This is a genomic window from Terrimonas ginsenosidimutans, assembly GCF_022012415.1.
GTDB lineage: Bacteria > Bacteroidota > Bacteroidia > Chitinophagales > Chitinophagaceae > Terrimonas_A > Terrimonas_A ginsenosidimutans.
The window spans coordinates 1-26,890 of sequence record NZ_JAKLTR010000003.1; the positions used below are offsets into that span (position 1 = coordinate 1).

The 26,890-nt window shown below is 45.3% G+C and carries 22 protein-coding genes; 18 read left to right on the forward strand and 4 right to left on the reverse strand.

From position 1 onward, the window contains the following. The first annotated feature begins 448 nt into the window (after positions 1-448). The 6 genes from LZZ85_RS05200 to LZZ85_RS05225 all read left to right on the forward strand — a co-directional run bounded on the left by LZZ85_RS05200 (position 449) and on the right by LZZ85_RS05225 (position 10,914). A complete protein-coding gene (locus LZZ85_RS05200) occupies positions 449-3,373 on the forward strand; it encodes an alpha-amylase family glycosyl hydrolase (protein WP_237869242.1) in 2,925 nt (974 codons plus the stop codon). A gap of 19 nt (positions 3,374-3,392) precedes the next feature. Continuing rightward, positions 3,393-4,127 carry an NUDIX hydrolase gene (locus LZZ85_RS05205; RefSeq protein ID WP_237869244.1) on the forward strand — a complete coding sequence of 245 codons (735 nt, stop codon included), beginning with the start codon at positions 3,393-3,395 and terminating at the stop codon, positions 4,125-4,127. Positions 4,128-4,255: 128 nt separating this feature from the next. Next, a complete protein-coding gene (locus LZZ85_RS05210; protein WP_237869253.1) occupies positions 4,256-7,252 on the forward strand; it encodes a SusC/RagA family TonB-linked outer membrane protein in 2,997 nt (998 codons plus the stop codon). 20 nt (positions 7,253-7,272) lie between these two features. Continuing rightward, positions 7,273-8,877: a RagB/SusD family nutrient uptake outer membrane protein gene (locus LZZ85_RS05215; protein WP_237869261.1), complete on the forward strand. Its 1,605-nt coding sequence runs from the start codon at positions 7,273-7,275 to the stop codon at positions 8,875-8,877. Positions 8,878-8,901: 24 nt separating this feature from the next. Next, the gene (locus LZZ85_RS05220) at positions 8,902-9,747 is read left to right on the forward strand and encodes a SusE domain-containing protein (RefSeq protein ID WP_237869263.1); all 846 of its coding nucleotides are present in this window, start codon (positions 8,902-8,904) and stop codon (positions 9,745-9,747) included. Positions 9,748-9,765: 18 nt separating this feature from the next. Beyond that, complete coding sequence (locus LZZ85_RS05225; RefSeq protein ID WP_237869265.1) at positions 9,766-10,914, forward strand: SusE domain-containing protein; 1,149 nt, start codon at positions 9,766-9,768, stop codon at positions 10,912-10,914. A gap of 68 nt (positions 10,915-10,982) precedes the next feature. Here the strand turns inward: LZZ85_RS05225 and LZZ85_RS05230 are convergent, their stop codons facing one another. Further along, positions 10,983-11,585, reverse strand: coding sequence for an HD domain-containing protein (locus tag LZZ85_RS05230; RefSeq protein ID WP_237869268.1), 603 nt, complete (start codon positions 11,583-11,585; stop codon positions 10,983-10,985). Positions 11,586-11,715: 130 nt separating this feature from the next. Between LZZ85_RS05230 and LZZ85_RS05235 the strand changes: the two genes are divergently transcribed. From LZZ85_RS05235 to tsf, 5 genes are all read left to right on the forward strand, one after another. Next, positions 11,716-12,411: a hypothetical protein gene (locus LZZ85_RS05235; protein ID WP_237869270.1), complete on the forward strand. Its 696-nt coding sequence runs from the start codon at positions 11,716-11,718 to the stop codon at positions 12,409-12,411. Positions 12,412-12,800: 389 nt separating this feature from the next. Next, complete coding sequence (gene rplM, locus LZZ85_RS05240; protein WP_237869272.1) at positions 12,801-13,244, forward strand: 50S ribosomal protein L13; 444 nt, start codon at positions 12,801-12,803, stop codon at positions 13,242-13,244. A gap of 38 nt (positions 13,245-13,282) precedes the next feature. Next, complete coding sequence (rpsI, locus tag LZZ85_RS05245) at positions 13,283-13,672, forward strand: 30S ribosomal protein S9 (RefSeq protein WP_237869274.1); 390 nt, start codon at positions 13,283-13,285, stop codon at positions 13,670-13,672. An 85-nt stretch (positions 13,673-13,757) separates the two neighbouring features. Next, positions 13,758-14,690 (forward strand): 30S ribosomal protein S2, encoded by a 933-nt coding sequence (gene rpsB, locus LZZ85_RS05250; protein ID WP_237869276.1) that lies wholly within the window; start codon positions 13,758-13,760, stop codon positions 14,688-14,690. Positions 14,691-14,847: 157 nt separating this feature from the next. Continuing rightward, complete coding sequence (gene tsf, locus LZZ85_RS05255; protein ID WP_237869278.1) at positions 14,848-15,684, forward strand: translation elongation factor Ts; 837 nt, start codon at positions 14,848-14,850, stop codon at positions 15,682-15,684. Between the two features lie 262 nt (positions 15,685-15,946). Here tsf and LZZ85_RS05260 read toward each other — a convergent pair whose 3' ends face one another. Beyond that, a complete protein-coding gene (locus LZZ85_RS05260) occupies positions 15,947-16,495 on the reverse strand; it encodes a hypothetical protein (protein ID WP_237869280.1) in 549 nt (182 codons plus the stop codon). 2 nt (positions 16,496-16,497) lie between these two features. Continuing rightward, entirely contained in the window at positions 16,498-16,842 is a 345-nt protein-coding gene (locus LZZ85_RS05265; RefSeq protein WP_237869282.1) for an RpnC/YadD family protein, read from the reverse strand. A gap of 224 nt (positions 16,843-17,066) precedes the next feature. Here LZZ85_RS05265 and LZZ85_RS05270 point away from each other — a divergent pair, with 224 nt between their 5' ends. The 3 genes from LZZ85_RS05270 to LZZ85_RS05280 all read left to right on the forward strand — a co-directional run bounded on the left by LZZ85_RS05270 (position 17,067) and on the right by LZZ85_RS05280 (position 21,017). Beyond that, positions 17,067-18,647, forward strand: a complete 1,581-nt coding sequence (locus LZZ85_RS05270) for a sodium:solute symporter family protein (protein ID WP_237869284.1) — start codon at positions 17,067-17,069, stop codon at positions 18,645-18,647. Between the two features lie 65 nt (positions 18,648-18,712). Next, a complete protein-coding gene (locus LZZ85_RS05275; protein WP_237869286.1) occupies positions 18,713-19,648 on the forward strand; it encodes a dihydrodipicolinate synthase family protein in 936 nt (311 codons plus the stop codon). A 67-nt stretch (positions 19,649-19,715) separates the two neighbouring features. Continuing rightward, positions 19,716-21,017 (forward strand): DUF3748 domain-containing protein, encoded by a 1,302-nt coding sequence (locus LZZ85_RS05280; protein WP_237869288.1) that lies wholly within the window; start codon positions 19,716-19,718, stop codon positions 21,015-21,017. 45 nt (positions 21,018-21,062) lie between these two features. Here the strand turns inward: LZZ85_RS05280 and LZZ85_RS05285 are convergent, their stop codons facing one another. Next, positions 21,063-21,941, reverse strand: coding sequence for an AraC family transcriptional regulator (locus tag LZZ85_RS05285; protein WP_237869290.1), 879 nt, complete (start codon positions 21,939-21,941; stop codon positions 21,063-21,065). A 271-nt stretch (positions 21,942-22,212) separates the two neighbouring features. On the opposite strand from LZZ85_RS05285, the gene LZZ85_RS05290 reads away from it, so the two are divergent. From LZZ85_RS05290 to LZZ85_RS05305, 4 genes are all read left to right on the forward strand, one after another. Beyond that, a complete protein-coding gene (locus LZZ85_RS05290) occupies positions 22,213-23,544 on the forward strand; it encodes a hypothetical protein (protein ID WP_237869291.1) in 1,332 nt (443 codons plus the stop codon). Further along, positions 23,444-23,806 (forward strand): hypothetical protein, encoded by a 363-nt coding sequence (locus LZZ85_RS05295; protein ID WP_237869293.1) that lies wholly within the window; start codon positions 23,444-23,446, stop codon positions 23,804-23,806. Before LZZ85_RS05290 ends, LZZ85_RS05295 begins: the two co-directional genes overlap by 101 nt. 368 nt (positions 23,807-24,174) lie before the next feature. After that, positions 24,175-26,118 (forward strand): tetratricopeptide repeat-containing sensor histidine kinase, encoded by a 1,944-nt coding sequence (locus LZZ85_RS05300; RefSeq protein ID WP_237869295.1) that lies wholly within the window; start codon positions 24,175-24,177, stop codon positions 26,116-26,118. 39 nt (positions 26,119-26,157) lie between these two features. Beyond that, a complete protein-coding gene (locus LZZ85_RS05305; RefSeq protein ID WP_237869297.1) occupies positions 26,158-26,838 on the forward strand; it encodes a response regulator transcription factor in 681 nt (226 codons plus the stop codon). Positions 26,839-26,890 lie beyond the last annotated feature (52 nt).

Genomic DNA, 26,890 nt, shown 5'->3' on the forward strand with positions numbered 1-26,890 from the left:
TCACACCGCAGGTGTGCGAAGGCGCCAAAAAACTGTCTGAGCCAGCACGCCAATCAATCCCAAACACTCCTCCGGCGAGTTTTTTTTGGTGCAGGTGACATCCTCCCATTTTTAGCCAGTTTTTCCCAGCCTTGATCTTTTTTTGTTACTTTTTTTGCATCAAGGCAAAAAAAGTAAACGGAGTCTTTCGACCTCCCGTCGAAAAAAAAGCGCCTTGCCCGCCCGGCAATCCCGGAACTTCTCAAAAAAACACCCCACCCTGCCTCCAACTATTTCCCAAAAACAGATCCTCCCGCACCGCGGAAAAGAAATGCATCCTTCTAATGTGTGGAAAGTACATATTTCCCTATCTTCACTTTCCAACAGCTTAAAAGCTGCCTGAAAATCTTCAGAGACCCTGAAAGTTTTTATGCAGATCAATACTGTTATTGCTTAAAACAACTTGTTTATGAAACGATTGCTGCCTGCCCTACTCCTCGGGCTGTTGTGTGTCCCTGTGTGTGCATTTGCGCAGTTACTTACCTGGACTCCACTTTTCCCCAAAGACAATGATAATATTACGATTACGCTGGACGCTACTAAAGGGAACCAGGGGCTGAATAATTACAGCAACCCGGAAAACATCTATGTGCACGTGGGCGTAACAACCAATCTAAGCAACAATGGTGGCCAGCAATGGCTCTACGTGAATGGACCCGGTGGTGGTGCCTGGGGCAGTGCAACACCCGCGTTGAAGGCCACTTCACTCGGAAACAACAAGTATCAATTCACCATTAATAATATCCGTACTTTTTTTGGTGTGCCGGCAGGCGAAACCATACAGAAGATCGGCATCCTTTTCCGGGACGCGAATGCCGATGCGGGTCAGGTCAGAAAAGCGGCTAACGCAGATGGAACTGATATGTACATTCCCGTTTACACAGCCAATGCTGCAGTGAGATTTACGGTGCCACCATTCCAGCCGACATTTGTGCCAACTCCTGAAACGATCACGAAAGCGGTGAACGATAATATTTCCCTTACTGCTAATTCAAACAAACCAGTTACGCTGAATTTATACCTGAACGGAACGTTGATCCAGACGGCAAGCGCTGCTACCTCCATCTCGGCAACGCCAACATTAACGGCCGGCGGCAATACAACTATTATAGCGGAAGCGATCGACGGTGCAACCTCCGTAAAGGATTCAGTTAAGTTTTTTGTGAATGGCGGAGTAACGACTGCGCCTTTGCCAACCGGCGTGAAAGACGGGATCAATTACCTGGCAGGAAATACTTCCGTTGTATTGGTGCTTTATGCACCGAACAAAGGAAGAGTAAGTGTAATAGGAGATTTTCCCGGTAATAACTGGACGGAACAAACGTCCAATCAAATGAAGCGGACACCGGACGGCAATTACTGGTGGTTACAAATAGACGGATTAACTGCCAGCACGGAATACGCTTTTCAATACCTCGTGGACGGCTCATTGAAAATTGCAGACCCGTATACAGAAAAAATACTTGATCCTTCGAATGATGGATTTATTCCGGCTACAGTTTATCCCGGCCTGAAAGCCTATCCGGCCGGTCAGACGGGCATTGTAAGTATTGTTCAGACCTCAGCGCCAACATACAACTGGAAAAACAATTCATTCACGGGTGCTGATAAGCGAAACCTGATCATCTATGAACTGCTGGTGCGCGATTTTGTTGCTACACACAGCTGGCAAACGATGATCGATACGCTCAGCTATCTTCAACGTCTTGGTATAAATGCGATCGAACTGATGCCTGTAACGGAGTTCGAAGGAAATGACAGTTGGGGATATAACCCGTCTTTCTCTTTTGCTCCGGATAAGTATTATGGAACAAAAAATAAGCTGAAAGAGTTCATCGATTCATGTCATAGCAAAAAGATCGCAGTGATCATGGATGTTGTGCCAAATCATGTATATGGCCAGTCGCCGCTTGCTCAGCTTTACTGGAATGCTGCGCAAAACCGCCCGGCAGCCAATAACCCGTGGCTGAATGAAGTGCAGCCGCATGCATTTGGTTTTGGTGATGACTTTAATCATGAAAGTGCCGCTACCAAATATTTCTGGAAGAGAATGTTTGATTTCTGGATGCGGGAATATAAGATGGATGGCTTCCGAATGGATTTCACCAAAGGGCTTACGCAAAAAGCTTCAGGCAATGATGCCCAGTTCAGCGCTTACGATCAAAGCAGGGTGGATATTCTGAGAAGCTATGGTGATACGATCTGGAAGAACTTTCCTTCAGCTTATATCATTCTTGAACATCTCGCGGCAACAAATGAAGAGCAGGCTTTACAGAACCTTGGTTTCCTGCTATGGGGTGGTAAAAGAGATAATGTGGTGTTCAATGAAGCAACGATGGGCTATCATAATGCAGGGGGCTCCAACCTTTCTTCCATCGTTTATAATAGTGCAGAGCGGGGGTTTTCAAATCCACATCTTGTTGCGTACATGGAGAGTCATGACGAAGAAAGGCTGATGTATAAGAATATCACTTATGGAAATGTTTCCGGTAGTTATTCGGTGAAGAATGATTCCATCGCGTTACGCCGGATGGAGGCCGCATCCAGTTTGTTCTTCATGGTGCCCGGTCCAAAGATGATCTGGCAGTTTGGCGAAAGGGGATATGACAAATCGATCTTTGCCTGTCCTGATAACACGATCCCTCAACCATATGGTAACGAAAGTTGTAAGCTCACTCCGAAGGAGCCGCGCTGGCAATATATGCAGGATATCAAAAGGCAAAGACTGTATGATGTAACGTCCGCGCTGATCAAACTGCGAAATACCCAGACTACGATGTTCAACAGTACGTCTTTCAGTTATGATCTTGTTGGCGCCGTAAAATATTTCAAGATCAATTCCGCTGACCTGAGCGCATTGGTAGTTGCCAACCTTGATGTGGTTGTTGCGAATGCAAGTGTCAGCTTTCAGTCGGCCGGAACCTGGTATGATTATCTGACCGGAGGGACGATCACGGCAACGGGTTCTCTCCAGACAATTCCGCTGCAGCCGGGGGAATACCATGTCTATCTCAGTAAGAACATAGTGAATGCCGTTACGACACCGGTTATTGACATTGACCGACCGGCGAATGAACTGGGGGCGCTGGTGTATCCGAATCCTGCGTCGCCAGCATCTGTATTACGGGTAAACCTGCCGCGTACCGCGCAGCTGAGGGCAGAATTGCAGACAATGCAGGGGCAAGCGGTAAGGTCTGTTTTCTCCGGCACGCTGAGTACGGGCGAGCACAGGATAATGCTTACAGATAAAATCAATAATTTGGCAGCCGGGATCTACCTGCTGAAAATAGAATCTGACCGTCAGCATCAGTATATCAAGATCATGATTCCTTAAAATTCGTTAATCAACTCTTATGGCCAAAGGCACTAATTTGAAGACCGCGGAACTTGAGAAGATAAGTCACCTTGACTATTTTAATATTGCTGTCTCTGTAGACTGTGTGATTTTTTGTTACGAAGAAAAAGAGCTGAAGGTACTGGTGATCAAATCTGACCTTGAGGAATTCTCTGGTTTATATTCATTACTGGGTGATCTTGTGCGGCCCGATGAAGATCTGGACACGGCATCCTATCGTATATTACAGGAGAGGACAGGCATGGAGGATGTTTACCTGGAGCAGGTGCATACATTCGGCAGCATTGACAGACACCCTTCCGGCAGGGTTATCACGACAGCTTATTATTCATTAATAGATGCAAAGCATCAGAAGTTAAGACTGACTAACAATGATCTGCACTGGCATCCGGTGCGAAATATCAAAAAAATGGCATTCGATCACAAAGCGATCCTGGATACCTGTCTTGGCCGATTACGCGAGCAGGTGATGGAGCACCCGGTGATATTCAACCTATTACCGGAGAAATTCTCGCTTCGTGAATTGCAGGAATTATATGAGGCCATTTTGAGTGTAAGCCTGGATCGGAGGAATTTCCGCAAAAAGATCGGAATTAAAGACTGGCTGGTGGATCTCAATGAAATGGAAGAAGATGTGCCGCACCGTCCCGGCAAACTTTACAAGCTCAAGCCAGAATTCAAACGTAAAACTCCCCGTCGTAAAAGCAGCAATCCGCGTCCGCAGATTGCCTGAAATACAGTGGGGGCTTAGGTCTCGGGAAAAATAAATTTTTTCCTTAAAATAAAAATGCACTAACATTGTGTTCTAAATACACAATGTGTATTTTCAAAACTGATTCGCTTAACAATTAACGATTGCTTATGTCCTGCAAAAAATTGCTCAAGGCATTCCTGGCATCTATGATGCTATTTCTTTCTCTATTTTCACTCGCTCAAGACAAGGTGGTCTCCGGTAAAGTGACTGATGCCAATGGGGCAGGAGTTGCAGGAGTCAACGTAACTGTCAAAGGAACTTCAACAGGAACACAGACCGGCACTGATGGTGCGTATCGTCTTTCCGTTCCGGGATCAGCCAATGTGCTGGAGTTCTCTTCCATTGGTTATGCAACACAGGAGGTAAGTATCGATGCACGTACAACAGTAGATGTACAGATGTCGATCAATAATGCTTCGCTTGGTGAAGTTGTTGTGATCGCATATGGTACGCGCCGCAGAGGTGATCTTACCGGGTCAGTCACTTCAGTATCGTCAAAAGATTTCCAGAAAGGAAACATTGCGTCTTCTGAGCAACTCTTACAAGGTAAAGTTGCCGGTTTGCAGGTAACAACCGGTGGTGGTTCTGCAGGTGGTGGCAGCCGGATCAGGATCCGTGGTAATGCATCACTGAATGCGAGCAATGATCCGCTGATCGTAATTGATGGTGTACCTGTGGAAAGCAATGGTCTGCCAGGGTCCGCAAACCTTCTGAACACGATCAACACCGATGATATCGAATCTATCAGCGTCTTGAAAGACGCCTCCGCCACTGCCTTGTACGGATCAAGAGCTTCAAACGGTGTGATCATTATCACCAGCAAGAAAGGTGCAAGAGGAAAAATGAAATTCAATTTCAACACGCAATTGTCTTTATCAACACTTCCCAAAAAAGTGGAAGTGCTCAGCGGCAACCAGGTAAGAGACATCGTTACTCAGCAGGCGGCATTGACTGGCAACAATACTTTCAAAAACCTGTTGGGTGATGCGAACACTGACTGGCAGGATCAGATCTTTCAAAATGCATTCGGTACAAACAATAATATCAGTGCCAGCGGTATGTTGGGCAATATGCCTTTCCGCGCGTCGCTCGGTTACCTGAAACAGGATGGGATCCTTAAGACGAATAACTTTAACCGTTATTCGGCTTCTCTGAATCTCAGCCCGCGTTATTTCAATGATCATCTTTCTGTAAACTTCGCCGTAAAGGCGAGCCATACGGCAAACCGTTTTGCAGATGAAGGGGCTGTAGGTTCTGCTGCAACGTTCGATCCTACCAAACCTGTTTACGATAAAGGCACGCATACGGTGAACTTTGGCGGCTATTATGAATGGAGGCAGGCGAATGACAGTGCTGTAGCTCTTGCGAACCGTAACCCGCTCGCTTTATTGGAGCAGCGTGACAATCGTTCTAAAGTGAACAGGATCATCGGTAATATCAGCCTTGACTATAAACTTCATTTCTTCCCAGATCTTCACGTACTGGTCAATCTCGGTATGGATAATATGAAAGGACAGGGTGACGACCTTTTTGATTCACTTTCAGCAACCAACTATCTCTATCATGGCAGAATGAGCCACTATGAGCAGAAAAAACAGAATTACCTTGTAGACGTCGGCCTTGCTTACAGCAAAGAGATCAAAAGTATAAGAACGAAGATCGATGCGAAAGTGATGCACAGTTACCAGGACTTTATCACGAACGTAAGCAACTTTGCATCCTTCAGCCGTCGCGGCACGGGACCAAACGACACCATTCCCGGAAGTGTTCCGGTATTCCTGACAGACAAACCGCAGTATCGCCTGGAATCTTATTTCGGAACGGTGAACCTGAGTATTGCAGATAACTACTTGCTGACAGCTTCCCTGCGCAGGGATGCAAGTTCTAAGTTCTCAGCAGATAACAGGGTTGGTTATTTCCCTGCCTTTGCAGCAGCATGGAAGATCAAGAATGCGCTGTTTGAAAATTCAAATGTGCTGACTGATCTTAAACTGCGTGCAGGCTGGGGTGTTACCGGGCAGCAGGATGGAATTGGCTATTATACTTATCTGCCGCGTTATTCTCAAAGTACGCCAACTGCGCAATATCAATTTGGCAATTCTTTCTATTACTTCCTGCGTCCTGCGCCATATGACAAGGACCTGAAGTGGGAGACTACAAAAACCACGAACCTTGGACTCGATTTCGCATTCCTCCGCAACCGTATCTCCGGTACTGTGGATGTGTACGAAAAGAAAACAGAAGACCTGTTGAGCAGCATCCCTGTCGCGCCAGGTTCAAACTTTGATATCGCGATCACTACCAACGTTGGTAACCTGAAAAGCCGCGGTGTGGAATTCACTATTAATACGATCCCTGTTCAGACGTCGAAGCTGACATGGTCTTTAGGTTTCAATTATACTTACCAGAAGTTCGAGATCACCAACCTGCTTAAACAGAATGATCCGTCTTTCTCTGGTATCCCTGTAAGCGGGATCTCTGGTGGTACCGGTAATAATATTGGTAAGCACGTTGTGGGATATTCTCCATACAGTTTCTTTGTATACAAACAGGTGTATGATCAGGCTTCCGGCAAACCCATTGAAGGTTTGTATGAAGACATGAACCGTGATGGTTCTGTTAATGACCAGGATCGTTATCTCTACAAAAAACCTGCAGCGGATATGTTGCTCGGTTTTAATACTGAGCTGACCTATGATAAATGGACGCTCGGTATTACCGGACACGGAACATTCGGCAACTACCTTTACAACAACTATTTCTCAAACGGTGGTGTGCTGCGTGCCATCCAGGATCCGATCAACGTGATCCGCAACGGATCTGTAAACTATCTGGCTTCCGGATTTAATAACAATCAATACCTCTCCGATTATTACCTGGAGAATGCATCTTTCTTCAGATTGGATAATATCAACATCGGGTACAATTTCGGTCAGGTGTTCAGCAAAAAGGCAAATCTCCGGTTGATGGCAAACGTGCAGAACGCATTTGTGATCACGAAATATAAAGGCCTTGATCCTGAAAGCGCCAGTGATGCAGGTGTAGATAATAATATCTATCCACGTCCGAGAATATTCAGCATCGGTGCTAACCTTGATTTCTAATTCTTAAACGATTCTACTATATGAAGCAGATAATAAAATTCATTCCCGCTTTGCTGCTGCCGGTTATTTTCTTTTCCTGTGCAAAGAAGCTGGATCTTTTTCCGCCAAATGATCTGACGCCAGAAAAAGTATACGCTGATGCCGCAGGATACAAAGCGGTACTCGCAAAAATTTATGGAACACTGGCTATTACGGGTAACTCTGGGCCTGCCGGCTCTCCGGACATCGGTGGTGGCCTGGACGAAGGTTCTCAGGTTGCGTTCATTCGTATGTTCTTCAACTGCCAGGAACTGCCAACCGATGAGGCTGTAGTTGCCTGGAATGATCAGACCATTCAAAACTTCCATGGTTTAAAATGGACATCTGAAGATCCTTTCCTGAAAGGGATCTATGCCAGACCGATCTACAATATCACGCTGATCAATGAATATCTCCGTGAAGCAACAGATGACAAACTTGCTGCAAGAGGTATCACCGGTACAGCTGGCGATGATATCAAAAAAAGCCGCGCGGAAGCAAGATTTCTGAGAGCGTTCAACTATTGGGTGATGATGGACCTGTTTGGTAAATCGACATTCATTACAGAAGCTAATGTGGTAGGTACTGACCTCCCAACGGAAATCAGCCGTGCAGACCTGTTCACTTATATTGAAAGCGAACTTAAAGCGATCGAGACTGAGCTGGCTCCGGTAAAAACAATTGAATATGGCCGCGTAGATCAGGGTGCTGCCTGGGCATTACTTGCCCGTCTTTACCTGAATGCGCAGGTATATTCCGGTACTGCAAAATGGACAGAAGCGATCACTTATGCGAAGAAGGTGATTGGTGGCGGTTATACCCTGCAGCCAAATTATGCACAGCTGTTCATGGCCGATAACGACAAACGTGCTGGCGAGTTTATGTTCGCTATTGCGTGTGACGGTTTAAAAACACAGGCTTATGGAAACACAAGCTTCCTTTGTCATGCGGCATCTGGCGACGATCATAGTGAATATGGCGTTGGTGATGGTTGGTATGGTTATCGGGCAACAAAAGGCCTTGCTGATAAATTCTCCGATCTTTCTGGTAATACTGACAAAAGAGCGCTGTTCACAACAGGGTCCTTCGGTACATCGCCTACACAGGTGGCGATTGCTGATGTGACCAATTTTGCACAGGGCCTGCATGTTCGTAAATTCCGGAACATCCGTTCAGATGGTGCTGCTACACAGGATCCAACACGGGCTTTTGTTGATGTTGATTTCCCTGTCTTCAGACTTCCTGAAATGTATCTGATATATGCGGAAGCTGTACTGCGCGGCGGTACCGGCGGTGATAAACCAACTGCGGTTACTTATATCAATAATATTCGTCAGCGGGCGTATGGTAATACAAATGGCAATGTGACAGCTGATGACGTGACTCTTCAGTATGTTCTGGATGAAAGAGCAAGAGAACTGTATTGGGAAGGGCATCGCAGAACCGACCTGATCCGTTATGGTTTATTAACAACAAGCACTTATCTCTGGCCATGGAAAGGTGGCGTAGCTTCTGGTACAGCCGTACAGGATAAATTCAATATTTTCCCGGTACCTGCTGAAAACAGGGTAGCGAATCCAAACCTGTCACAGAATACCGGATATTAATTAACCACCGTTAAAAACAAAGACATGTCAACAATCAATAAACTAATTGCTGGTTTAGGTCTTGTCGTACTGACGGCCAGTTCCTGCAAAAAAGATGAGAACAAAGTATTTTTCGAAGGAGGCACTCCTCCTGTTTTAACAGCATCCGTTACCAATTCTATTCCGCTGGCATTTGCAAACAGCGAGAAAGAAGGGCTGGTGCTGAACTGGACAAACCCTGAGTATAAATTCAATACCGGAACAAGCTCTCAGAATGTTTCTTACCTGGTAGAGATAGATACCGTTGGCGCGAATTTTACAAATCCTAACCGGCAGACGATCGGAGTAAATAATAACCTGAGTGTTTCTATGACGCAGGGAACATTGAATGATTATCTGCTGAATCAACTGGTGTTGAAGCCATCGATGGAACATAATATCGAGATCCGTGTCAAATCAAGCCTGGCTAATAGTTCTGTGACGCTTTCTTCCGCATCGCTGAAGTTCAAGGTCACTCCATACGCTATTCCTCCGAAAGTGGCGCCGCCTGCGTCCGGTAAACTTTATGTGACTGGAGCTGCTACCCCAGCGGGCTGGCAGTGTGGTTGCCCGACTGACGTAGCACCGGCGTCTCAAACCTTTACACAGGTTAGCCCGACATTGTATGAAATTCCAAACATTGTTTTGAATGGTGGCCAGTCATATCTCCTCCTGCCTGTTTATGGTAGCTGGGGTGCGAAATACGGATTTACCGGCTCAAACAACGGCAATAATCCTAATGGTGATGACTTCAAAGCAGAAGGAGGGGATATCATTTCCCCGGCTGCAAGTGGCAACTACAAGATCGTGGTTGACTTCCAGAGAGGAAAGTTCACGGTAACTAAATTATAACCTTAACTGATTGTTCATATGAAATCACTGATAAAAATATTGTCCTTTCTCGCAGTTACAGCTTTCTGTTTTACTGCCTGCGACAAAGTAGATGACCTTCCGTTTTATAATAACGGTAAATCACCAGTACTGACAGCTTCTGCTGCGACGATAGCGCCGGTGGCTGCGGATTCCAACAAAGTGGCGTTAACATTAAACTGGAGTTATCCGGAATATGCAACGGACACAAATAATATCAAGTACGTTATTGAGATCGATTCAACAGGTAAGAACTTTGTGAAAGCTTCAAAGAAGGAAGTGATCGGTTCTCTGAAAGCTGACTTTATCGCGAAAGATCTGAACGCCATCCTGCTCAGTTTCGGCTACGAATTCAATAAAGCGGTTGACATGGATGTGAAGGTGACTTCCTCCTATGTCAACAACAATGAGCGCCTTGCTTCGAATGTATTGAAGATCCGCATGACGCCTTACAAGATTCCGCCGAAGGTTGAATTGCCTACATCCGGCAAATTGTTCATTGTTGGCAGTGCGACCCAGGGAGGGTGGACCAATCCGGTTCCCACACCAACCCAGGAGCTGACCCGCATAGATGAGACGACATTTGGTGGAATATTCAATTTGACTGGCGGAGGTGAATTCCTCTTATTGCCTGAAAATGGAAACTGGGATAAAAAATATTCGGTAACGAATAATACTGTTCCTGGTTTGAGTGATGGTGGAGATTTTGGATACGGTCTTCCGCAGAATTTTCCAGCTCCATCAGCAGCCGGCTGGTATAAGATCACAGTGAATTTCCAGACCGGTAAGTTCAGTGCTGCTCCTTTTACCCAGGAGCATGGTTTGCCTTCTGCTTTGTTCATTGTTGGTAATGCGACACCAGGTGGTTGGAATAATCCGGTTCCTGTTCCTTCTCAGCAGTTTACCCGGATCAATTCTACGAAATTCGAAATAGCATCAATTGCGTTGACAGCAGATGAATATTTGTTGCTTCCTGAGAATGGTAACTGGGATAAGAAATATGCAGTTCCAAACAAAGCTGCTGCGAATATCAAACTCGGCGGTACGTTTGTTCCACAGGGAGCAGATAATTTTCCCGCTCCTGACGCAGGTAATTATAAGATCGCTATTGACTTCTTTAATAACTCGTATAAGCTTACAAAGCTGTAATAATACATTCATAGGTATATCAAAAAAGCCAGGAGTTGCAACTCCTGGCTTTTTTGATATACCTGAGATCATTGAACCGATGGTTGATGATCGATAATGAATTGTATGATATCTTCAAGTGGGGTGTCAATTCTTGAGATGGCGTCATTGATGTCATCGCGGCTTACGTTTGAAGCGAAGCTTTTTTCTTTTAATCTTTTCTTCACTCCTTTTACATCCATGCCATCATAGCCACCGGGCCGCATCAGGCTGTAGGCGTGGATCAGGCTGCTGATTTCATCAAATACATAGATCATTTTGTCCATGGAATTTTCCGGCTCGACGCCGAAGTATTTTGGTCCATGGGATGCGATACAATGGATTACGTCGGGGTCGATCTGGCGACGTTCCAGTTCTTCAATAATGACCCGGCAATGATCATCCGGGAACTTTTCCCAATCGGCATCGTGCAGCAGGCCGGCGAGCTCCCATTTAAGAGCGGTCTTCGGGTCCGCATTCTCTTTTTCGATGGCCCAGGCTTTCATAACTGCAGCTACCTGCTTCATGTGCAGGCGAAGACGTTCATTGGGTACCCAGTCTTCGAGCAGAGCATGAGCTTCTTCAATGGTCATCAGATTCCCTGCATTTTCAGGGTGACCGAATACCGATCTGCCAAGTTGATATATTGCCATGATATAGAGTGTTTTTGAGAGGGTTAAAGATAAATGATCAAGGGATTACACCTTTCAATTCGTTTGAGTGTATTCGCGTTAATTTGCGGTCATTTGCGTGCATTCGTGTCAACGTATTACCTTTGCGTTTATGAGCGAAGAGATCTACAAGGGACATATCACATTTGTCAATTACGACAAGCATTTTGCAACTATTGACTACCTGAGAGATGGTAAAACCGGTAAAACGAAGTCGGTGAACTGTAAAACAATCAGCCCTGATGGCAAAAAAAGCCATCATTTCAGGGTTGGTGACAATATCCAGTTTCAGCTGAAGCTATCTGACCGCGGGGACAAGCAGACGGCCTATAACATTAAATTTCTGTACAATACGCAGCTTGAAGTGTTGCTGAACAAGGCTGTGGAGGAAAATCGTTTTGCGGGGTATCTCAAGAAAGTGGATGATGGCTGGCTGATCAAGGAAATGAAGAGCTATATCTTTTTTCCGTTGCGGATCTCTAAATGGGAGTTGCAGCCAGCTGAGCAGGCGGTGAATGAGGTGATCAATTTCAGTATACAAAACCAGGGCAAGCGGAATCAGCTTTATGCAGAACTGTTTTCCCATAGTTATATTCCGGAGTATAAGCAGGCGGTGGAGCTGAATAAGCAGCAGAAGCCAGTGGAAGCGACTGTTACAAGGGTTTCGCAATATGCTGTGTATGTGACAATACTGGGAGGAAAGATCCAGTCGAAACTGGAAGGTGTGGAAGGGTTGAAGGAGGGAGATAAGCTGGAGGTGAAGATCACTTATATTACGCCGCACAGGGTGGTGGTGGAAAAGGTGTAAACAATTATCAGGCTTTTGTATTCGTCTGGCGTAAGAGTAACGCAATGAACGCAAAGAGCCGCAAAGGTCACAAAGAGTCAATCTTTTAACAGGAATATTCTTTGCGTCCTTTGCGGCTCTTTGCGTTCATTGCGTTGCTCTTATGCCAGGCAAAAGATCAGAAATGCGCGGCCAAAAAAGCCCAATTTTGCCCGATCTTAACAAGGTGTGTTTACAATCAGTCAAATTTTTTATTGAAAATCAATGTATTACAAAGGTGCGATACTAAATTATGTCATCCGGATTTTGGAATTTAGGGTATTCTAATGCTATCTTTGCAGCCCCAAATCAAACCTTGGGGATTTTTAAAATTTGTCACCGGGATAGCGGTGGCATTAAAAAGTAAACAAATGAGCAAATTACATTTCACTACCAAACATGCGAACGAGGCTACCGTTAAACGCGACTGGTATGTTGTGGACGGTACTAATCAAACCGTAGGACGTATGTGTGCCAGAATTGCTGCGATTTTGCGCGGTAAGAACAAGGCATACTACACGCCTCACGTTGACACTGGTGATTATATCATCGTGATCAATGCGGAGAAAGTTATTCTGACTGGCGACAAGATCAATCAGAAGATCTATGATCACTTTACTGGTTATCCAGGTGGTCTGAAAGAAGAAACAGCTTCTAACCTGCAAAAGCGCCGTCCTGAAGTGATGATCGAAAGAGCAGTAAAGGGTATGCTTCCTAAAAACCGTCTTGGCCGTAAAATGTACAAGAAATTGTATGTGTATGCAGGCGGAACGCACCCTCACACTGCACAGCAACCTAAAGAGCTGAAATTCTGATCTCAAAACAACAAATCAAACATTCCAAATAATATATAATGGAAAAGCAAAAAAATGGTGTTGGTCGTCGTAAAGAAGCTGTGACTCGCGTATTCCTTTCAAAAGGAGACGGCACTATCACAGTGAACGACAAAGACTATAGAGCATATTTTTCACTTGTTTACCTGCAAAACCAGGTTGAACGTCCGTTCAAGACCATCGAAGCTGTAGGTAAATATGATGTTAAGATCAATGCTACAGGTGGTGGTGTTAAAGGCCAGGCAGAAGCTGCTATGTTGGGTATTTCCCGCGTATTGGTTGAGCTGAATCCTGAATTCCGTCCTGCGCTGAAAGCAGCTGGGCTGTTGAAACGTGACCCACGTTCTGTTGAGCGTAAGAAATTCGGTCATAAGAAAGCTCGTAGAAGCTACCAGTTCTCTAAACGTTAATTTATTGTTTTTCATCCTGTCACCCCGGACTTTGATCCGGGGGGCGGGGTGACAATAACACTACCAATAATAATAATACTCGAAAATGGAAAATAATACATCCTTACAACAGCAGCTTCTGGAAGCAGGTGTGCATTTCGGTCACCTGAAAAAGAAGTGGAACCCCAAGATGTTGCCTTACATCTTTGCTGAAAAGAAAGGTATTCACATCATCGACCTCAACAAAACTGTTGAGCATCTGCAGGACACTGCAGCAGCAATGAAGCAGATCGCCCGCAGCGGTAAAAAGATCCTCTTCGTTGGTACAAAAAAACAGGCGAAAGATATCGTGAGCGAGTGCGCGAAGAAAGTGAACATGCCTTTCGTTACTGAGCGTTGGTTGGGTGGTATGCTTACAAACTTCAACACTGTTCGTAAGAGCGTGAAGAAGATGCAAAGCATCGAGAAAATGTTGAGTGATGGTTCTTTTGACAGCATCACTAAGAAAGAACGTCTGACGTTGACCCGTGATAAAGATAAAATGGAGAAAGTACTGGGTGGTATCGCGCAATTGGGCCGTGTACCTGCTGCTTTATTCCTGATCGATATCGGTCATGAGCATATCGCGCTGGCTGAAGCAAAACGCCTGGGTATCTCTACATTTGGTATCGTGGATACTAACTGTGATCCTAATAAGGTTGACTTTGCTATTCCTGCGAATGATGACGCTACAAAATCTATCGCTATTATCGTTAACTATCTGACTGCAGCGATCGCTGAAGGTCTGGCTGAACGTCAGGCTGCTAAAGACGACGAAACAGAAGAATCAGCTGATGATGACAACGCAAAAAGAGCAGCTCGTCTCGAAGCTGAAGCGCAAGCTGAAGGTGGTCGGGGACGCGGTGGTAATCGTGGCGGCGGTGGCCGTGGCGGTAACACTGGTGGTGGTCAAGGTGCCGGTCAAAGACGCGGTGGCGCAGGCAACCGTAGCGGTGGCGGCGTAGCTGGTGGACGTGGTCCAGGCGGTGGAAAAAGATAATCAAAGTTTAATAGTTTGATAAGTTTAAAAGTTTAAATGTTTAAAAGTTTAAGGGTTACTTCGTCAACAAGCTGATCCTGAACTTTTAAACTCTTAAACTTTTGAACTTTTAAACATAAACTAAAACTCAATTACTAAACTTAAATAACTCGAACATATGAGCGCTGTAACAATTAGTGCACAAGATATCAATAAACTCCGTCAGGCTACTGGTGCGGGAATGATGGATTGCCGTAAAGCCCTGACTGAAACAAATGGTGACTTCGAAGCTGCGATCGACTGGCTGCGTAAGCATGGTCAGAAAGTTGCTGCAAAAAGAAGCGACCGCGAAGCGAAAGAAGGTGTTGTGATTGCACAAACTACTCCTGATCATAAATCGGGCATCGTTGTTTGCATTAGCTGCGAAACTGACTTCGTTTCTAAGAATGCTGACTTCGTTGCTTTCGCGCAAAGCATTGCTGATGCTGCGATCGCAAATAATGTTAACTCTGCTGAAGAGCTGAGCGAAGTATCTATCAACGGTACTAAGATTTCTGCTTTGATCAATGATAAACTGGCTGCTATCGGTGAGAAGATCGGTATCACTAAGTTTGAAAGAGTGAATGCTCCTTACGTTTCTTCTTATATCCACGGCGCATACCGTATTGGTGTACTCGTTGGGTTGAGCAAAGAAGCTCCTGAAGCGGGTAACGACGTTTCCATGCAGATCGCTGCAATGAACCCTGTTGCAGTGGACGCTGATAATGTAGATGCTGAAACAGTAGCGCGTGAAAAAGCGATCATTGTTGATACAATGAAAGCTGATCCTAAAATGGCTGGCAAACCTGATGAAATGATCGCTAAGATCGCTGAAGGTAAACTGGGTGCTTTCTTTAAAGAAAACACGCTGACTGCACAGGCTTTTGTAAAAGACAATGGTATCAGCGTTGCTGAGTACCTGAAAAAAGCAGGTGATGTGAAAGTAACAGAATTCAAAAGGGTTGCTTTGGGTTAATCCTTATTGAAAAGATATAGAAAGGCCGCTTCGGGAGAAGCGGCCTTTCTGTTTTTATGATACAAGACGGGCAAATTAAGATGGAATTTTTATTCCGGCATTTTCTCCTGGGGAACAAACTGGTCGCCCTCCGAAATCAACTCCGAAAGACTGTCCTTCACGCCTTGGAATTTGCTAAGCTTCATAAGTTTCCGAAGCGTTATCGCCGCTGAATAACTATTTTTAAACGCTGTTTGTTATGGATGTTTTGCGCAGCTCGTACTCAACTTTCATTTTTATTGAAACCATTTTTCTGAGAAAAAGTTTTTTCGAGAAAAGAAAGTATGGTTGGAGAGAGGTCGAATGTTTCGACTATCTGTGAAATACTGAAACCCTGCCTGATCAGTATTTCTGCGAATTTCCTGGCGGCTTTCTCTTCTCCTTCAACTCTGCCTTTTTCGATACCTCGAACCTCACCTAAAGCTATTCCTTGCTCAAAACGAATGTCTGTTGACAAATCATAAAGTATGGTCATCTTTACCTCCTCTTCTATTAATTGTTTCTGAATAGTTTTACTTCTTAAATTCGAAAGTATTTCCAGTTCTTTAATTCTATCAACGAGCTCACCAGGTGAGCCGGATAACAATGCATGCAACTTAGATAATATCTTTTGAATGATTATTACACTTTCCTCTTCGTTGTATGAGGCTAAAATCGCAAGGATGACTTCACGGCTTCTTCCCGATTCAAGAAAGATATTGGCATCTATTTGCCTGAGATCGATCGGCCGGCATTGGTAGAAGTTATTATTGAATTTCACCGTATCACTCATCATCATTGGTTTTTTCCGGAATAGATAACAACCCCAACGATGTTGATCTTGTACTTTAAATGCAACATGAAATCATAAGAGGCCATTCGTCTGGCAATGTCAGGGTCATTAGATGATTGATATTCCAGGTGAAATATGAATTCTTCTTTTCCATTGATCTGTACCCTTAATAGTGTATCGACCTCCTGTTCCTTGATATGTTGCGTGACAGTGCCGGGCAGTGGAGTTGTCCTGACATCTTCGCCCGGGAAAAAGATGCTCAGGAATGCATTGCTCGGTAACTCAAACGTTGCCCGAATGATCTTATCATATCTTTTCTCCCGCTTGTTTTCGTTTTCCGCAGACATAGAGCTAAACTATACCAGTTTCGCAGCGAGATCAGGTGATTTTTAACGGCGGAAAATGTTTTATCCTCTTGACAATACCGTTATTCCCACTCTGCATTTCTTCCTGGACGCAAACATTTATGATAGCATCGTACAATTTTTTGCGAAAAAGCGTCAAATTGCTCTTTCTTTCAACAAATACTTTTGTAATGCCTGCCTGACGAACCGGCTTTTAAATACGATTGATGAAAAACTTGCCTGTCATAGATCTTATTGTAATAGCCGTTTACCTTGTAGGTATGATACTCGTCGGAGTCTACTTTTCAAAGAAAAGCAAAGGGTCGGATCAGTTTACCAAAGCTGGTGGACTGATTCCCGGCTGGGCCATCGGGTTATCGATCTATGCTACTTTTCTAAGCAGCAACACATTTCTCGGTGTTCCGGGAAAGGCATTCGGATCTAACTGGAATGCTTTTGTATTCAGTCTTTCAATGCCTCTGGCGGCATGGGTTGCATCAAAGTTCTTTGTACCATTCTACAGAGCAACTGGTGAAGTATCAGCATACACACATCTTGAACATCGGTTCGGACCATGGGCAAGAACTTATGCGGTCATCTGTTTCCTGCTGACCCAGCTGGCTAGGATGGGATCGATCTTTTTCGGCATCGCATTAAGCCTTCAGGCATTGACAGGATTGCCTATGGCTACCGTTATGATCGTTACCGGCCTTTGTATTATTATCTATACAGTGATGGGTGGCATAGAAGCCGTGATCTGGACAGAAGTAGTGCAGGGTATCATTAAAACTCTTGGAGCGCTGCTGATCATTTATCTGATCGTAAAAGGAATGCCTGGCGGTATCGATAAGATTATTGAAATAGGAAAAGCGCAGGATAAATTCAGTTTGGGGAGTCTGTCACCGGATCTTACCAAATCGACTTTCTGGGTAGTGTTGCTGTACGGATTCTTTATCAATCTGAACAACTTCGGGATGGATCAGAACTACGTCCAGCGTTATCATGCAGCAAAGTCATCAAAAGCTGCCGCTTCCTCGATATGGCTTTGTGTATATCTCTATGTTCCTGCTTCTCTTTTGTTCTTTGTAATTGGTTCATGTTTGTATGCTTACTACGATGTGCACCCTGAGTTATTGAACGCAGTGAAAGAGCAGGCAGCACTCGAAAAACTGGGATTGTCTGCAAGTTTGAGCGACATAAAAACATTAGCCGCAAACTTAAAGCCCGCTGATTACGGAGATAAAGTGATGCCGCATTTTATGGTTACAAGTATTCCAACGGGTTTGGTTGGGTTGATCGTATCTGCAATTCTTTCTGCGGCGATGAGTACGATCAGCTCAGGGATGAATTCTTCCGCAACGGTTTTTGCGGAAGATATCTATAAGAGGTATTTCAATAGGAATACGACAGAGAAGCAGAAGATGAGGATCCTGTATACCGGCACTATTGTGTTTGGTCTGCTTGGAATGGCCGCTGGCATTGCGATGATAGGTGCAAAAAGCATCCTTGATATCTGGTGGGAGCTATCGGGGATTTTTGCAGCAGGCATGCTTGGGATCTTTCTGCTGGGCATTATCAGTAAGAGAACAGGGAATCTTCAGGCGCTGATCGCGGCTATCATCGGATTGCTGGTAATAATTTGGTTATCTCTTTCCCCAATGATGCCGGAGGAATATGCTGGCCTGAGGAACCCATTGCATAAAAGCCTCACGATCGTGATCGGTACGCTGACGATCTTTCTTGCGGGCACTTTTTTGAGTGGAAAGAAAAGGGCTGCGATAAAGCAAGGCAAGCCAACTGACGTTTAAATGCATCAGCCGACCTGCTCGCGCCCTAACTATTGATCCATTGTTTAACCCTAATAAACTATATCATGCCGGTAAAAGGAAAATTTGTTCCTGTAATGCTAACTCCCTTCGATAAGACGGGCAAAATAGACTATGATGCTCTTGCTAAGCTGACAGCTTACTACATTGATGCCGGAGCTACAGGTTTGTTCGCGAATTGTCTTTCAAGCGAGATGTTCGAACTGTTGCCAGACGAACGTTCAGCGGTCACATCTTTTGTGGTTAAGGAAGCGGCCGGGGCTGTGCCGGTTTTTAGTACAGGTACTTTCGATGGGTCATTGCAGCAACAGGCAGATTTTTCCAAACGGATTTATGACACGGGCGTAGATGCAGTGGTTGCAATCACAAGTATACTTGCGTCGGAGCATGAAGCAGATGATACACTGATCGATCGGGTGGAGGAATTATTTTCTTTAACAGACGGCATTCCGTTTGGGTTTTATGAATGCCCGGTCCCGTATAAAAGAGTATTGTCATCCGCCAGTCTTCAGCGTATAGTCCGAACAGGCCGTGTCGTTTATTATAAAGATACCAGCCTGGATATTGACGCTGTTACAGAAAAAGTAAAGCTGACTGCTCACAACTCTTCTTTTGAGTTGTATGATGCCTACATGGTAAACGCGGTTGCTTCGCTCACAGCAGGTTGTGCCGGCCTTTCCTGTATACAGGGAAACTTTGTACCTGAGTTGATCAGCTGGGTTGTCAATAATTTTGACAATTCATCCAAAATAGATCAGGTTAATGCTGCACAGAAATTTCTCGTAGATTCGATGGATGTAATGCATGATGTTTATCCTATTGCTGCAAAATATTTTCTTCAATCCCGCGGATATGAAATAGATATGAATACCCGCCGGTCAGTTGGAGAACTATCGGGAAGCGCTATGGCAAAACTGGATCAGCTCAGCCAGGACTACGATCAGCTACTGGAGCTTCTCGGCATAAAGATGATAAAAGTGTGATTGCGCGGGTAGTCAACAAGGTGAATATATTTGCTGCAGATTTTTATAAATTAATATCCTGTTGCCAATGGAAATGGAGGAGCTTCAACTTACAAATGATGCGTGTGGACATTGCATTAACTCCACTCAATGCTTTTCCAGGGATGGCGACTGGATCGTTTATGATGGCCGGAATGATGATACACAGATCGCCAGTACCGGCACTATTTCAATCGTAAATACTGGTTCGGGAGAGATAAGAAAGATCTACCAAACGTCGGATCAAACGGAGTATGGGCCCGGCGTTGGAGCCGCCACCTTTTCTCCTGTTATGGATCGGGTACTGTTTATTCATGGCATACGCAATGCTTCAGCACAACATCCTTACAGTATGACGCGGCGGACAGGCGTTGCCGTCGATACAGATTCGCCCGGAGTACCTGTATTTATGGATGCGAGAAACATAGTTGCCCCATTCACAAATGGCGCACTGCGGGGAGGCACACATGCACATACATGGACCGGTGATGGTGAATGGATCAGCTTTACCTATAACGATCATGTGATCGAACAAATACAAAAGAGCAACAGTGCGATCAAAGATCTCAGAACGATCGGTATTATGGTTCCCGGTCGTGTGATCGTTCCGGTAAATGGAATGGAGAACAATAATGGAGAGATGTTTTCCATGCTCATAGCAGAAGTTACCGAAAATCCTGCTCATGGATCAGCGCAAATGGAAAAAGCCTTTGATGAAACCTGGATCGGGAGCAATGGATATCGACGAACAGATGGAAGCTGGCAAAAAAGAGCGATTGCTTACCAGGGTAACCTGAGAAATGATAAGGGAAACCTGAAAACAGAGATCTTTATCGTGGATATTCCTGATGATATTCTACAACAGGCAGCGTCGATGTCTTTTCACCCAACGACTGGATCGAGACTCGCCATTCCTCCGGGCTTAACTCACCGCCGGATCAGCTTTACGGCAAATGGCGTAACTGACTCGCCACGGCATTGGCTGCGATCAAGTGCCGATGGATCCAGGATCGCCTTTCTTGCCGAAGATAAAAGAGGACATATTCAATTGTTCTGTATTTCGCCTAATGGAGGCATACCGGAACAGCTCACCAATTTTGATTTTTCCATTCAGGGACCTTTTAATTTCAGTAGCGACGGCAGATTCATTGCATATATCGCAGACAATAGTGTTTTCATAACAGAGCTTTCCACTGCAACGGCTTTACGTGTTACCCAAAGAACGGATGATCGTTCGAAACCTGTTGGCGCTGTGAACTGGAGCTATGATGGAAGTATGTTATGTTACAACCGATATGTTGAAATGAACGGTGACAATTTCCTTCAGATATTTTTGCTGAAAAAGAGATAACCCAGACCATTCGCAGATTCTGTACTCAGCAATGCGACAGGATTATCAGGCCGCAGATTCCCGCAGGTACTTCTTTTTATATTCGAAGGGCTTCATCCCGGTTACTTTTTTAAAATGTCGGTAAAAGTTTGATAGATTGTTAAACCCGCATTCAAAACAAACGATACCGATCGGATAATTATCTTCCACCAGCATCCTGCAGGCATGGCTTACGCGTATTTCGACCAGAAAGTCCAGGTAAGTCTTTCTGGTCATCATTTTGAAATAACGACAGAAAGAGGTTACGCTCAGGTTGCTGAGACCTGCGATTTCTTCCAGTGTGATTTCCTTCTTATAATTTGAAAGCGTATATGTGCAGATCTTATTCAGTCGCAGGGTTTCGGATTCATTCGACTTATAGAATGCATGAGCAGATGCGATCGGTGAGTATTCATTTGTTTCGGCCAGGGTCTTCAGTATTTGTAGTAGTAAGATGATGCGCTCCAGATTCCCTGCCTGCACAGACTGTTGCATGAAGTGTACGATCTTTTCTTTTGCGATGCCTCTGATGTTCATTCCTTTTTTTGCCCGCTCAAAAAGCTGTGGGATAAGATAGGCTTCAGGCAGTCCGAATAGTTCTTTACCCAGGCAATCGGGTCGGAACTGCAGGACTATCGCTTCCACATACAGATCATCTTTATGCTGATAATACTTATCATGACAGCGCCATGTGTGAGGGAGATTTTCTCCAACCAGGATCAATTCTCCATCTGAAAAATTGCTGACATTATCACCAATAAAACGAACGCCTTCCCCCTGAATAGTGTAGTGCAATTCCAGCTCAGGATGAAAGTGCCAGACACGCCCGAAATTTGGCTGCCGGTCATGCCGGATGGAAAATGAATTTTGCGGCGGTGTAGTGATCTTATGGAAATGAGGTTTCATATGCGCAATCTTTCTGTTTGAAAGATAGATGTTACTTTTTTAAACACCATCCCAGGATGGTAAGATCGTATACTTTATTGGTAACAATCTGAAAGAAACCACTATGTCGCTTATCGATATTTGATAGATGAGCGTGTGATCGCGTATTGATCATCGATCGTTCGGGTAGTGTTGTTGTATGATCCAGATTTTTTATACATCGTTCTGCCATGCGAAGATCGACCTACGATCTTTTGATGCTGATTTATCAAATAATATTAACTACTCAGGTATGTCGGAAACCAACGAGGTCTGGCTGGTCGCCAGCGGTGATCTGCGAATTGCGGCAAATCAACTTTGCTGGGACGCACAGGTTACAATGGAAAGATCATTGATCAATGCAGTTGAAGCAGCTGGCTGGAAAGTGCGGCGTGGTCATGCGTATGATGCGGTTAAAAAGCATGGATTTATTGATTCACAGAAGATGGGAATTGCGGTTTTCAGGAATATCCCTGCTAACGTGCCGCTGATCGTTGCGGAAAGTGTTTGGCAATATAAGCATCATGTACTAGCGGGGTTGACGACACATCGGGGACCCATTCTCACGGTAGCGAATTGGAGCGGACAATGGCCCGGACTTGTTGGTATGCTTAATATCAACGGATCGCTGACAAAAGCCGGCGTTGCGTACAGCACTTTGTGGAGCGAAAAGTTTGATGATGATTTCTTTTTGCAGGGTTTAGAAAAATGGTTAACGGAGGGCATCGTCAAACATGACCTCCGGCACGTGAAAAAATATACCGGATCTGCTCTCACTAATGCTGATGAGGAGACGGGGATCGCATTCGCCAGGCAACTACGTCAGCAAAAAGCGATCATGGGTGTGTTCGATGAAGGCTGCATGGGAATGTATAACGCTATAGTTCCAGATCAGTTATTACATGCTACAGGGATTTTTAAAGAGCGTTTGAGCCAGTCCGCACTGTATGCAAAAATGCTGACAGTAAAAGATGAAGAGGCGGAAGCGATCGTTCAATGGCTGCTTGATAAAGGCATGCAATTCAGCTGGGGAAATGTTGAGGAGACAGAGCTAACAAAAGAGCAAACACTTCTTCAGTGCAAGATGTATATCGCGGCAGTTCGTATGGCGGATGAGTTTGGGTGCGATACGATCGGGATACAGTATCAGCAGGGATTGAAGGATCTGGTACCTGCGAGTGATCTGGTTGAAGGCCTGCTTAATAATACAGACAGGCCACCTGTTCATGATGAAACAGGCCGTGAGTTGTATGCGGGTCAGGCCCTTCCCCATTTCAATGAAGTGGATGAATGTGCAGGCATCGATGCACTGGTTACATATCGTCTTTGGAATCAGTTGGGCATGAGCGGAGAAAATACATTGCATGATATCCGTTGGGGTGAATATTATAGGGGAAATGGAGTGGATGGTTTTGTTTGGGTATTTCTGATCTCAGGTGCTGCTCCTCCGGCGCATTTTATCGGCGGTTATAAAGGAGCCCGGAGTGACCGGCAAACGCCTATGTATTTTCCTGGGCGGTGGCACACTGAAAGGCATCAGCAAACCCGGATCGATCGTATGGAGCAGGATCTATGTAGAGAATGAAAAGCTGCACTGCGATCTTGGGACCGGCAAAGTCGTGGAACTACCTGAAGAAGAAACTAACAGACGCTGGAAAGGAACCACTCCCGAATGGCCGATCATGCATGCATTGCTGGATGGTGTTGACCGGGACCAGTTGATGGCGAAGCATCAGGCAAATCATATTCACGTGGTTTACGCAGACGATGCTCTGAAAGCATGCCGGATCAAGGCAGCTGCGCTCCGCGAACTGGGGATAGCGGTCAATTTCTGTGGGATCGGGTGATCGCAGATCGCTGATCTTGATGCGCATGTATTCCGGCACGGCGTAAACAATAAGGTGTTTGCTATTGGCATGGCTACGGTCATTTCAGGGTTCGATTTTCCAACTACAAGATTACCGCATAGCTGAAAGATATACGCACAGGGCTGTTATTGGATTCATTATTTGCCCCGAAGATCCGGACTCACCGGCGTCCGTACCTTCTATTCAAGTCTAGCCGATAGGCTTACCAGTCAGCACTGTCAGTTGGGGCTGGCTTAAGCCTACTCAATTTGATGTATTTGCTCATAAAAACGCTCCTAAAACTCTTCCGGGCGCGGCTTATTCTTTATTTTAGAATTATGTGCCGCCACCTGATAATTTGTGTTCTGATGCTGACAGGTTTTTCTGCCTGGTCGCAGACCAAGCTGATAGATAGTCTGAAGCAATACATTTACGCAGCCCGCAACGATAAGGAAAGATTGAAAGCTATCCTGGACATGTGTGAAGAACACAGGAGTTTGGATAGGGATACGCTGGACCATTACGCTGGCGTGGCGGTCAGGCTGGCTGAAAAAGTGGGAGACAAGCGAAGCAGGGATCTGGCTGCGTTTGCCATGGCTAATACGTATAACAGATGGGGGGCTTCGGATAGTGCGTTGATATTGCTCGAACCTGTGTTGAGCCGGAACCCTGTAGCAGACCCTGCAACACGCGAACTGCATTATAAAATGGCGCGTCAGAAAGCACTTTACCTGGGTGGGAAGTCAAGATTCCCGGAAGCTCTTTCCGTATTATATCAGCTGGTTGCTAATGCAGACAGGTACAGGGACACGATCATCGTTGGTGCCAATAAAAACACCATCGGTTCGGTTTGGCTGCAGCGCGGAGCTCCACGGGTTGCATTGGAATGGTTGCAGGAAGCTCTTGCCTATTCGACAAATGACAGCCGTTACAAACAGGTACTGGCGGGTGTGTACGCCAATATGGGCGATGCCTACAGCCAATTAAATAAATATGACTCAGCAGAGTATTTCATAGAGAAAGGAGTTTTGCTGTTTCGCGAACTGCAGAATCTTTCAAGCCTTGCGATCACACTTCAAAAGCAATCAACTATTTACCTCCATGCAAAGAAATTCGATAAGGCTGAGGAAAAGCTGAAAGAGATGATCGATGTGAGAAAGCAAACGAATGACGAAGGGATGTGGATAGATGAGAACCTGGCGCTTGTCGACTTTTATATCGAAACAAAACAGATAGACAAGGCGATCGCGTTTTGCCAGGATGCGTTGAGGAGGGCAGGTCCAAATGAAAAAGCAACGGGTAGGGTTTATACGAATAGTGTCAATCTTCGTCTCGGCTATTATGAAATGCTGGCAAAGTGTTATAAGATCGCGGGCAAAAATGATCTTTACCAGCGCATGCTGGAAGATATCATTGCGGCAAAGGATTCGTTCTATCAAACCAATTCCGCGGAAGCGCTCGCTGAAGTGCAAACGAAATATGAGGTGCAAAAGCGGGAAAATACTATCGTGCAGCAACAGTTGAATATCGCGAGAAGTAATATCCGGTTCTATCTCACACTGGCAGGCCTTTTATTTGTGGCAGCGATCGGCTATCTGATCTTCACAGGATACCGTCGCCGCGAAAAGCTCAAAGTACAGCTGATGCTTGAGAGAGAGAAGGAGATGGGCACAAAAGCTGTCGCGGAAGCAGAAGAGAAGGAACGGAAACGGATTGCGGCGGATCTGCATGATAATCTAGGTGCCTATGCGGCCTCTATTGCATCGAACCTGGATTTTATCCCGAAAGACAATAAAAGCGGCCAGGAAGCCGTAGCATTACAGGAGCTCCACAGTAACTCTAAAGCGATCGTGTCCCAACTTGATGACACCATCTGGGCACTGAACAAAGATGCATTGACATTGACGGCGATCAGCGACCGCCTGAAAATCTTTGCGAGGCGGATGAAACCAAGCTATCCGAACATGGACATAGATATCGAAGAAAATATTGCAGAGGATATTTCGCTTCCACCAACCCAGGCATTCCACTTGTTCCAGGTTATACAGGAAGCCGTGGTAAATGCAATGAAGCATAGTGGCGGAACAAATGTGAAGGTCATGCTTGAAACTGCGAATCACTGGCGCGTCAGCATTACTGACAATGGCACAGGAATGAAAGATGATCGTCCCGCGAAAGGGACAGGAGGCAACGGCCTGACGAATATGCGGAACAGGGCGAGCGCAGCAGGGTGGAAGCTATACTGGGAGCCGGCAACCCCTGGCATGCGTGTAATAATTGAGCCTGATGAAGAAGCTGGTACTACAAATTAGTTATAGGTGGTCAATCATTTGATACCGAATTTTACATCTATGGTTTTTAAAATTGCAATGGCAGAGGATAATGCCGTAAACCGGAATACCTTTCTTCAGAAAATAAAAGTTTCTGGGAGGATGGAGCTGATCTTTGCGGCGGCAAATGGGAATGAATGTCTGGCCGAATTAAAAGGGTTGCCACATGGGCTTGTTCCCCAGGTATTGTTTATGGACCTTGAAATGCCGGACCTGAACGGAATTGAGACGATCCGCATTGCGAAAGCGCTTTACCCTCAGATACATTTCATTGTGCTGACGGTTTTTGATGACGATGAAAAGATCTTCGAAGCGATCAAGGCAGGTGCTTCCGGGTATCTTCTGAAACATGAATCGGCGGCTGTGCTGGAAAATGCGGTGGTGGAAGTGCTGGAAACGGGAGGTGCGCCAATGAGTCCGGCTATTGCGCGGAAGGCACTGGTTTTACTGAGCCGGTCGACTGAATCGGCGGCTACGGATAGTAGTGAGGCATCGTCGATGCCGGTGAATATTACTGAGCGCGAAAAGCAGATACTACAATTGATGGTGAATGGGTGGGATGCGAAAAGGATTGCTTCAGAACTTCACCTGAGTGTGCTAACTGTGCGGAAGCATATTGCAAATATTTACGAGAAACTGCATGTTAACTCGCGCGCTCAGATCATCACACTGGCGCATAAGAACCGTTGGTTACAGAATTGAATAATGCGGGTGGTTGTTTTTTCCTCATCATTTTTCAGAAAGTTCCCCTCTA

What these genes read in the sequence shown, in the direction of transcription:
- LZZ85_RS05200 (WP_237869242.1), top strand. Translation starts at nt 449, where the DNA reads ATGAAACGATTGCTGCCTGCCCTACTCCTCGGGCTGTTGTGTGTCCCT.
- LZZ85_RS05205 (WP_237869244.1), top strand. Translation starts at nt 3,393, where the DNA reads ATGGCCAAAGGCACTAATTTGAAGACCGCGGAACTTGAGAAGATAAGT.
- LZZ85_RS05210 (WP_237869253.1), top strand. Translation starts at nt 4,256, where the DNA reads ATGTCCTGCAAAAAATTGCTCAAGGCATTCCTGGCATCTATGATGCTA.
- LZZ85_RS05215 (WP_237869261.1), top strand. Translation starts at nt 7,273, where the DNA reads ATGAAGCAGATAATAAAATTCATTCCCGCTTTGCTGCTGCCGGTTATT.
- LZZ85_RS05220 (WP_237869263.1), top strand. Translation starts at nt 8,902, where the DNA reads ATGTCAACAATCAATAAACTAATTGCTGGTTTAGGTCTTGTCGTACTG.
- LZZ85_RS05225 (WP_237869265.1), top strand. Translation starts at nt 9,766, where the DNA reads ATGAAATCACTGATAAAAATATTGTCCTTTCTCGCAGTTACAGCTTTC.
- LZZ85_RS05230 (WP_237869268.1), bottom strand. Translation starts at nt 11,585, where the DNA reads ATGGCAATATATCAACTTGGCAGATCGGTATTCGGTCACCCTGAAAAT.
- LZZ85_RS05235 (WP_237869270.1), top strand. Translation starts at nt 11,716, where the DNA reads ATGAGCGAAGAGATCTACAAGGGACATATCACATTTGTCAATTACGAC.
- rplM (WP_237869272.1), top strand. Translation starts at nt 12,801, where the DNA reads ATGAGCAAATTACATTTCACTACCAAACATGCGAACGAGGCTACCGTT.
- rpsI (WP_237869274.1), top strand. Translation starts at nt 13,283, where the DNA reads ATGGAAAAGCAAAAAAATGGTGTTGGTCGTCGTAAAGAAGCTGTGACT.
- rpsB (WP_237869276.1), top strand. Translation starts at nt 13,758, where the DNA reads ATGGAAAATAATACATCCTTACAACAGCAGCTTCTGGAAGCAGGTGTG.
- tsf (WP_237869278.1), top strand. Translation starts at nt 14,848, where the DNA reads ATGAGCGCTGTAACAATTAGTGCACAAGATATCAATAAACTCCGTCAG.
- LZZ85_RS05260 (WP_237869280.1), bottom strand. Translation starts at nt 16,495, where the DNA reads ATGAGTGATACGGTGAAATTCAATAATAACTTCTACCAATGCCGGCCG.
- LZZ85_RS05265 (WP_237869282.1), bottom strand. Translation starts at nt 16,842, where the DNA reads ATGTCTGCGGAAAACGAAAACAAGCGGGAGAAAAGATATGATAAGATC.
- LZZ85_RS05270 (WP_237869284.1), top strand. Translation starts at nt 17,067, where the DNA reads ATGAAAAACTTGCCTGTCATAGATCTTATTGTAATAGCCGTTTACCTT.
- LZZ85_RS05275 (WP_237869286.1), top strand. Translation starts at nt 18,713, where the DNA reads ATGCCGGTAAAAGGAAAATTTGTTCCTGTAATGCTAACTCCCTTCGAT.
- LZZ85_RS05280 (WP_237869288.1), top strand. Translation starts at nt 19,716, where the DNA reads ATGGAAATGGAGGAGCTTCAACTTACAAATGATGCGTGTGGACATTGC.
- LZZ85_RS05285 (WP_237869290.1), bottom strand. Translation starts at nt 21,941, where the DNA reads ATGAAACCTCATTTCCATAAGATCACTACACCGCCGCAAAATTCATTT.
- LZZ85_RS05290 (WP_237869291.1), top strand. Translation starts at nt 22,213, where the DNA reads ATGTCGGAAACCAACGAGGTCTGGCTGGTCGCCAGCGGTGATCTGCGA.
- LZZ85_RS05300 (WP_237869295.1), top strand. Translation starts at nt 24,175, where the DNA reads ATGCTGACAGGTTTTTCTGCCTGGTCGCAGACCAAGCTGATAGATAGT.
- LZZ85_RS05305 (WP_237869297.1), top strand. Translation starts at nt 26,158, where the DNA reads ATGGTTTTTAAAATTGCAATGGCAGAGGATAATGCCGTAAACCGGAAT.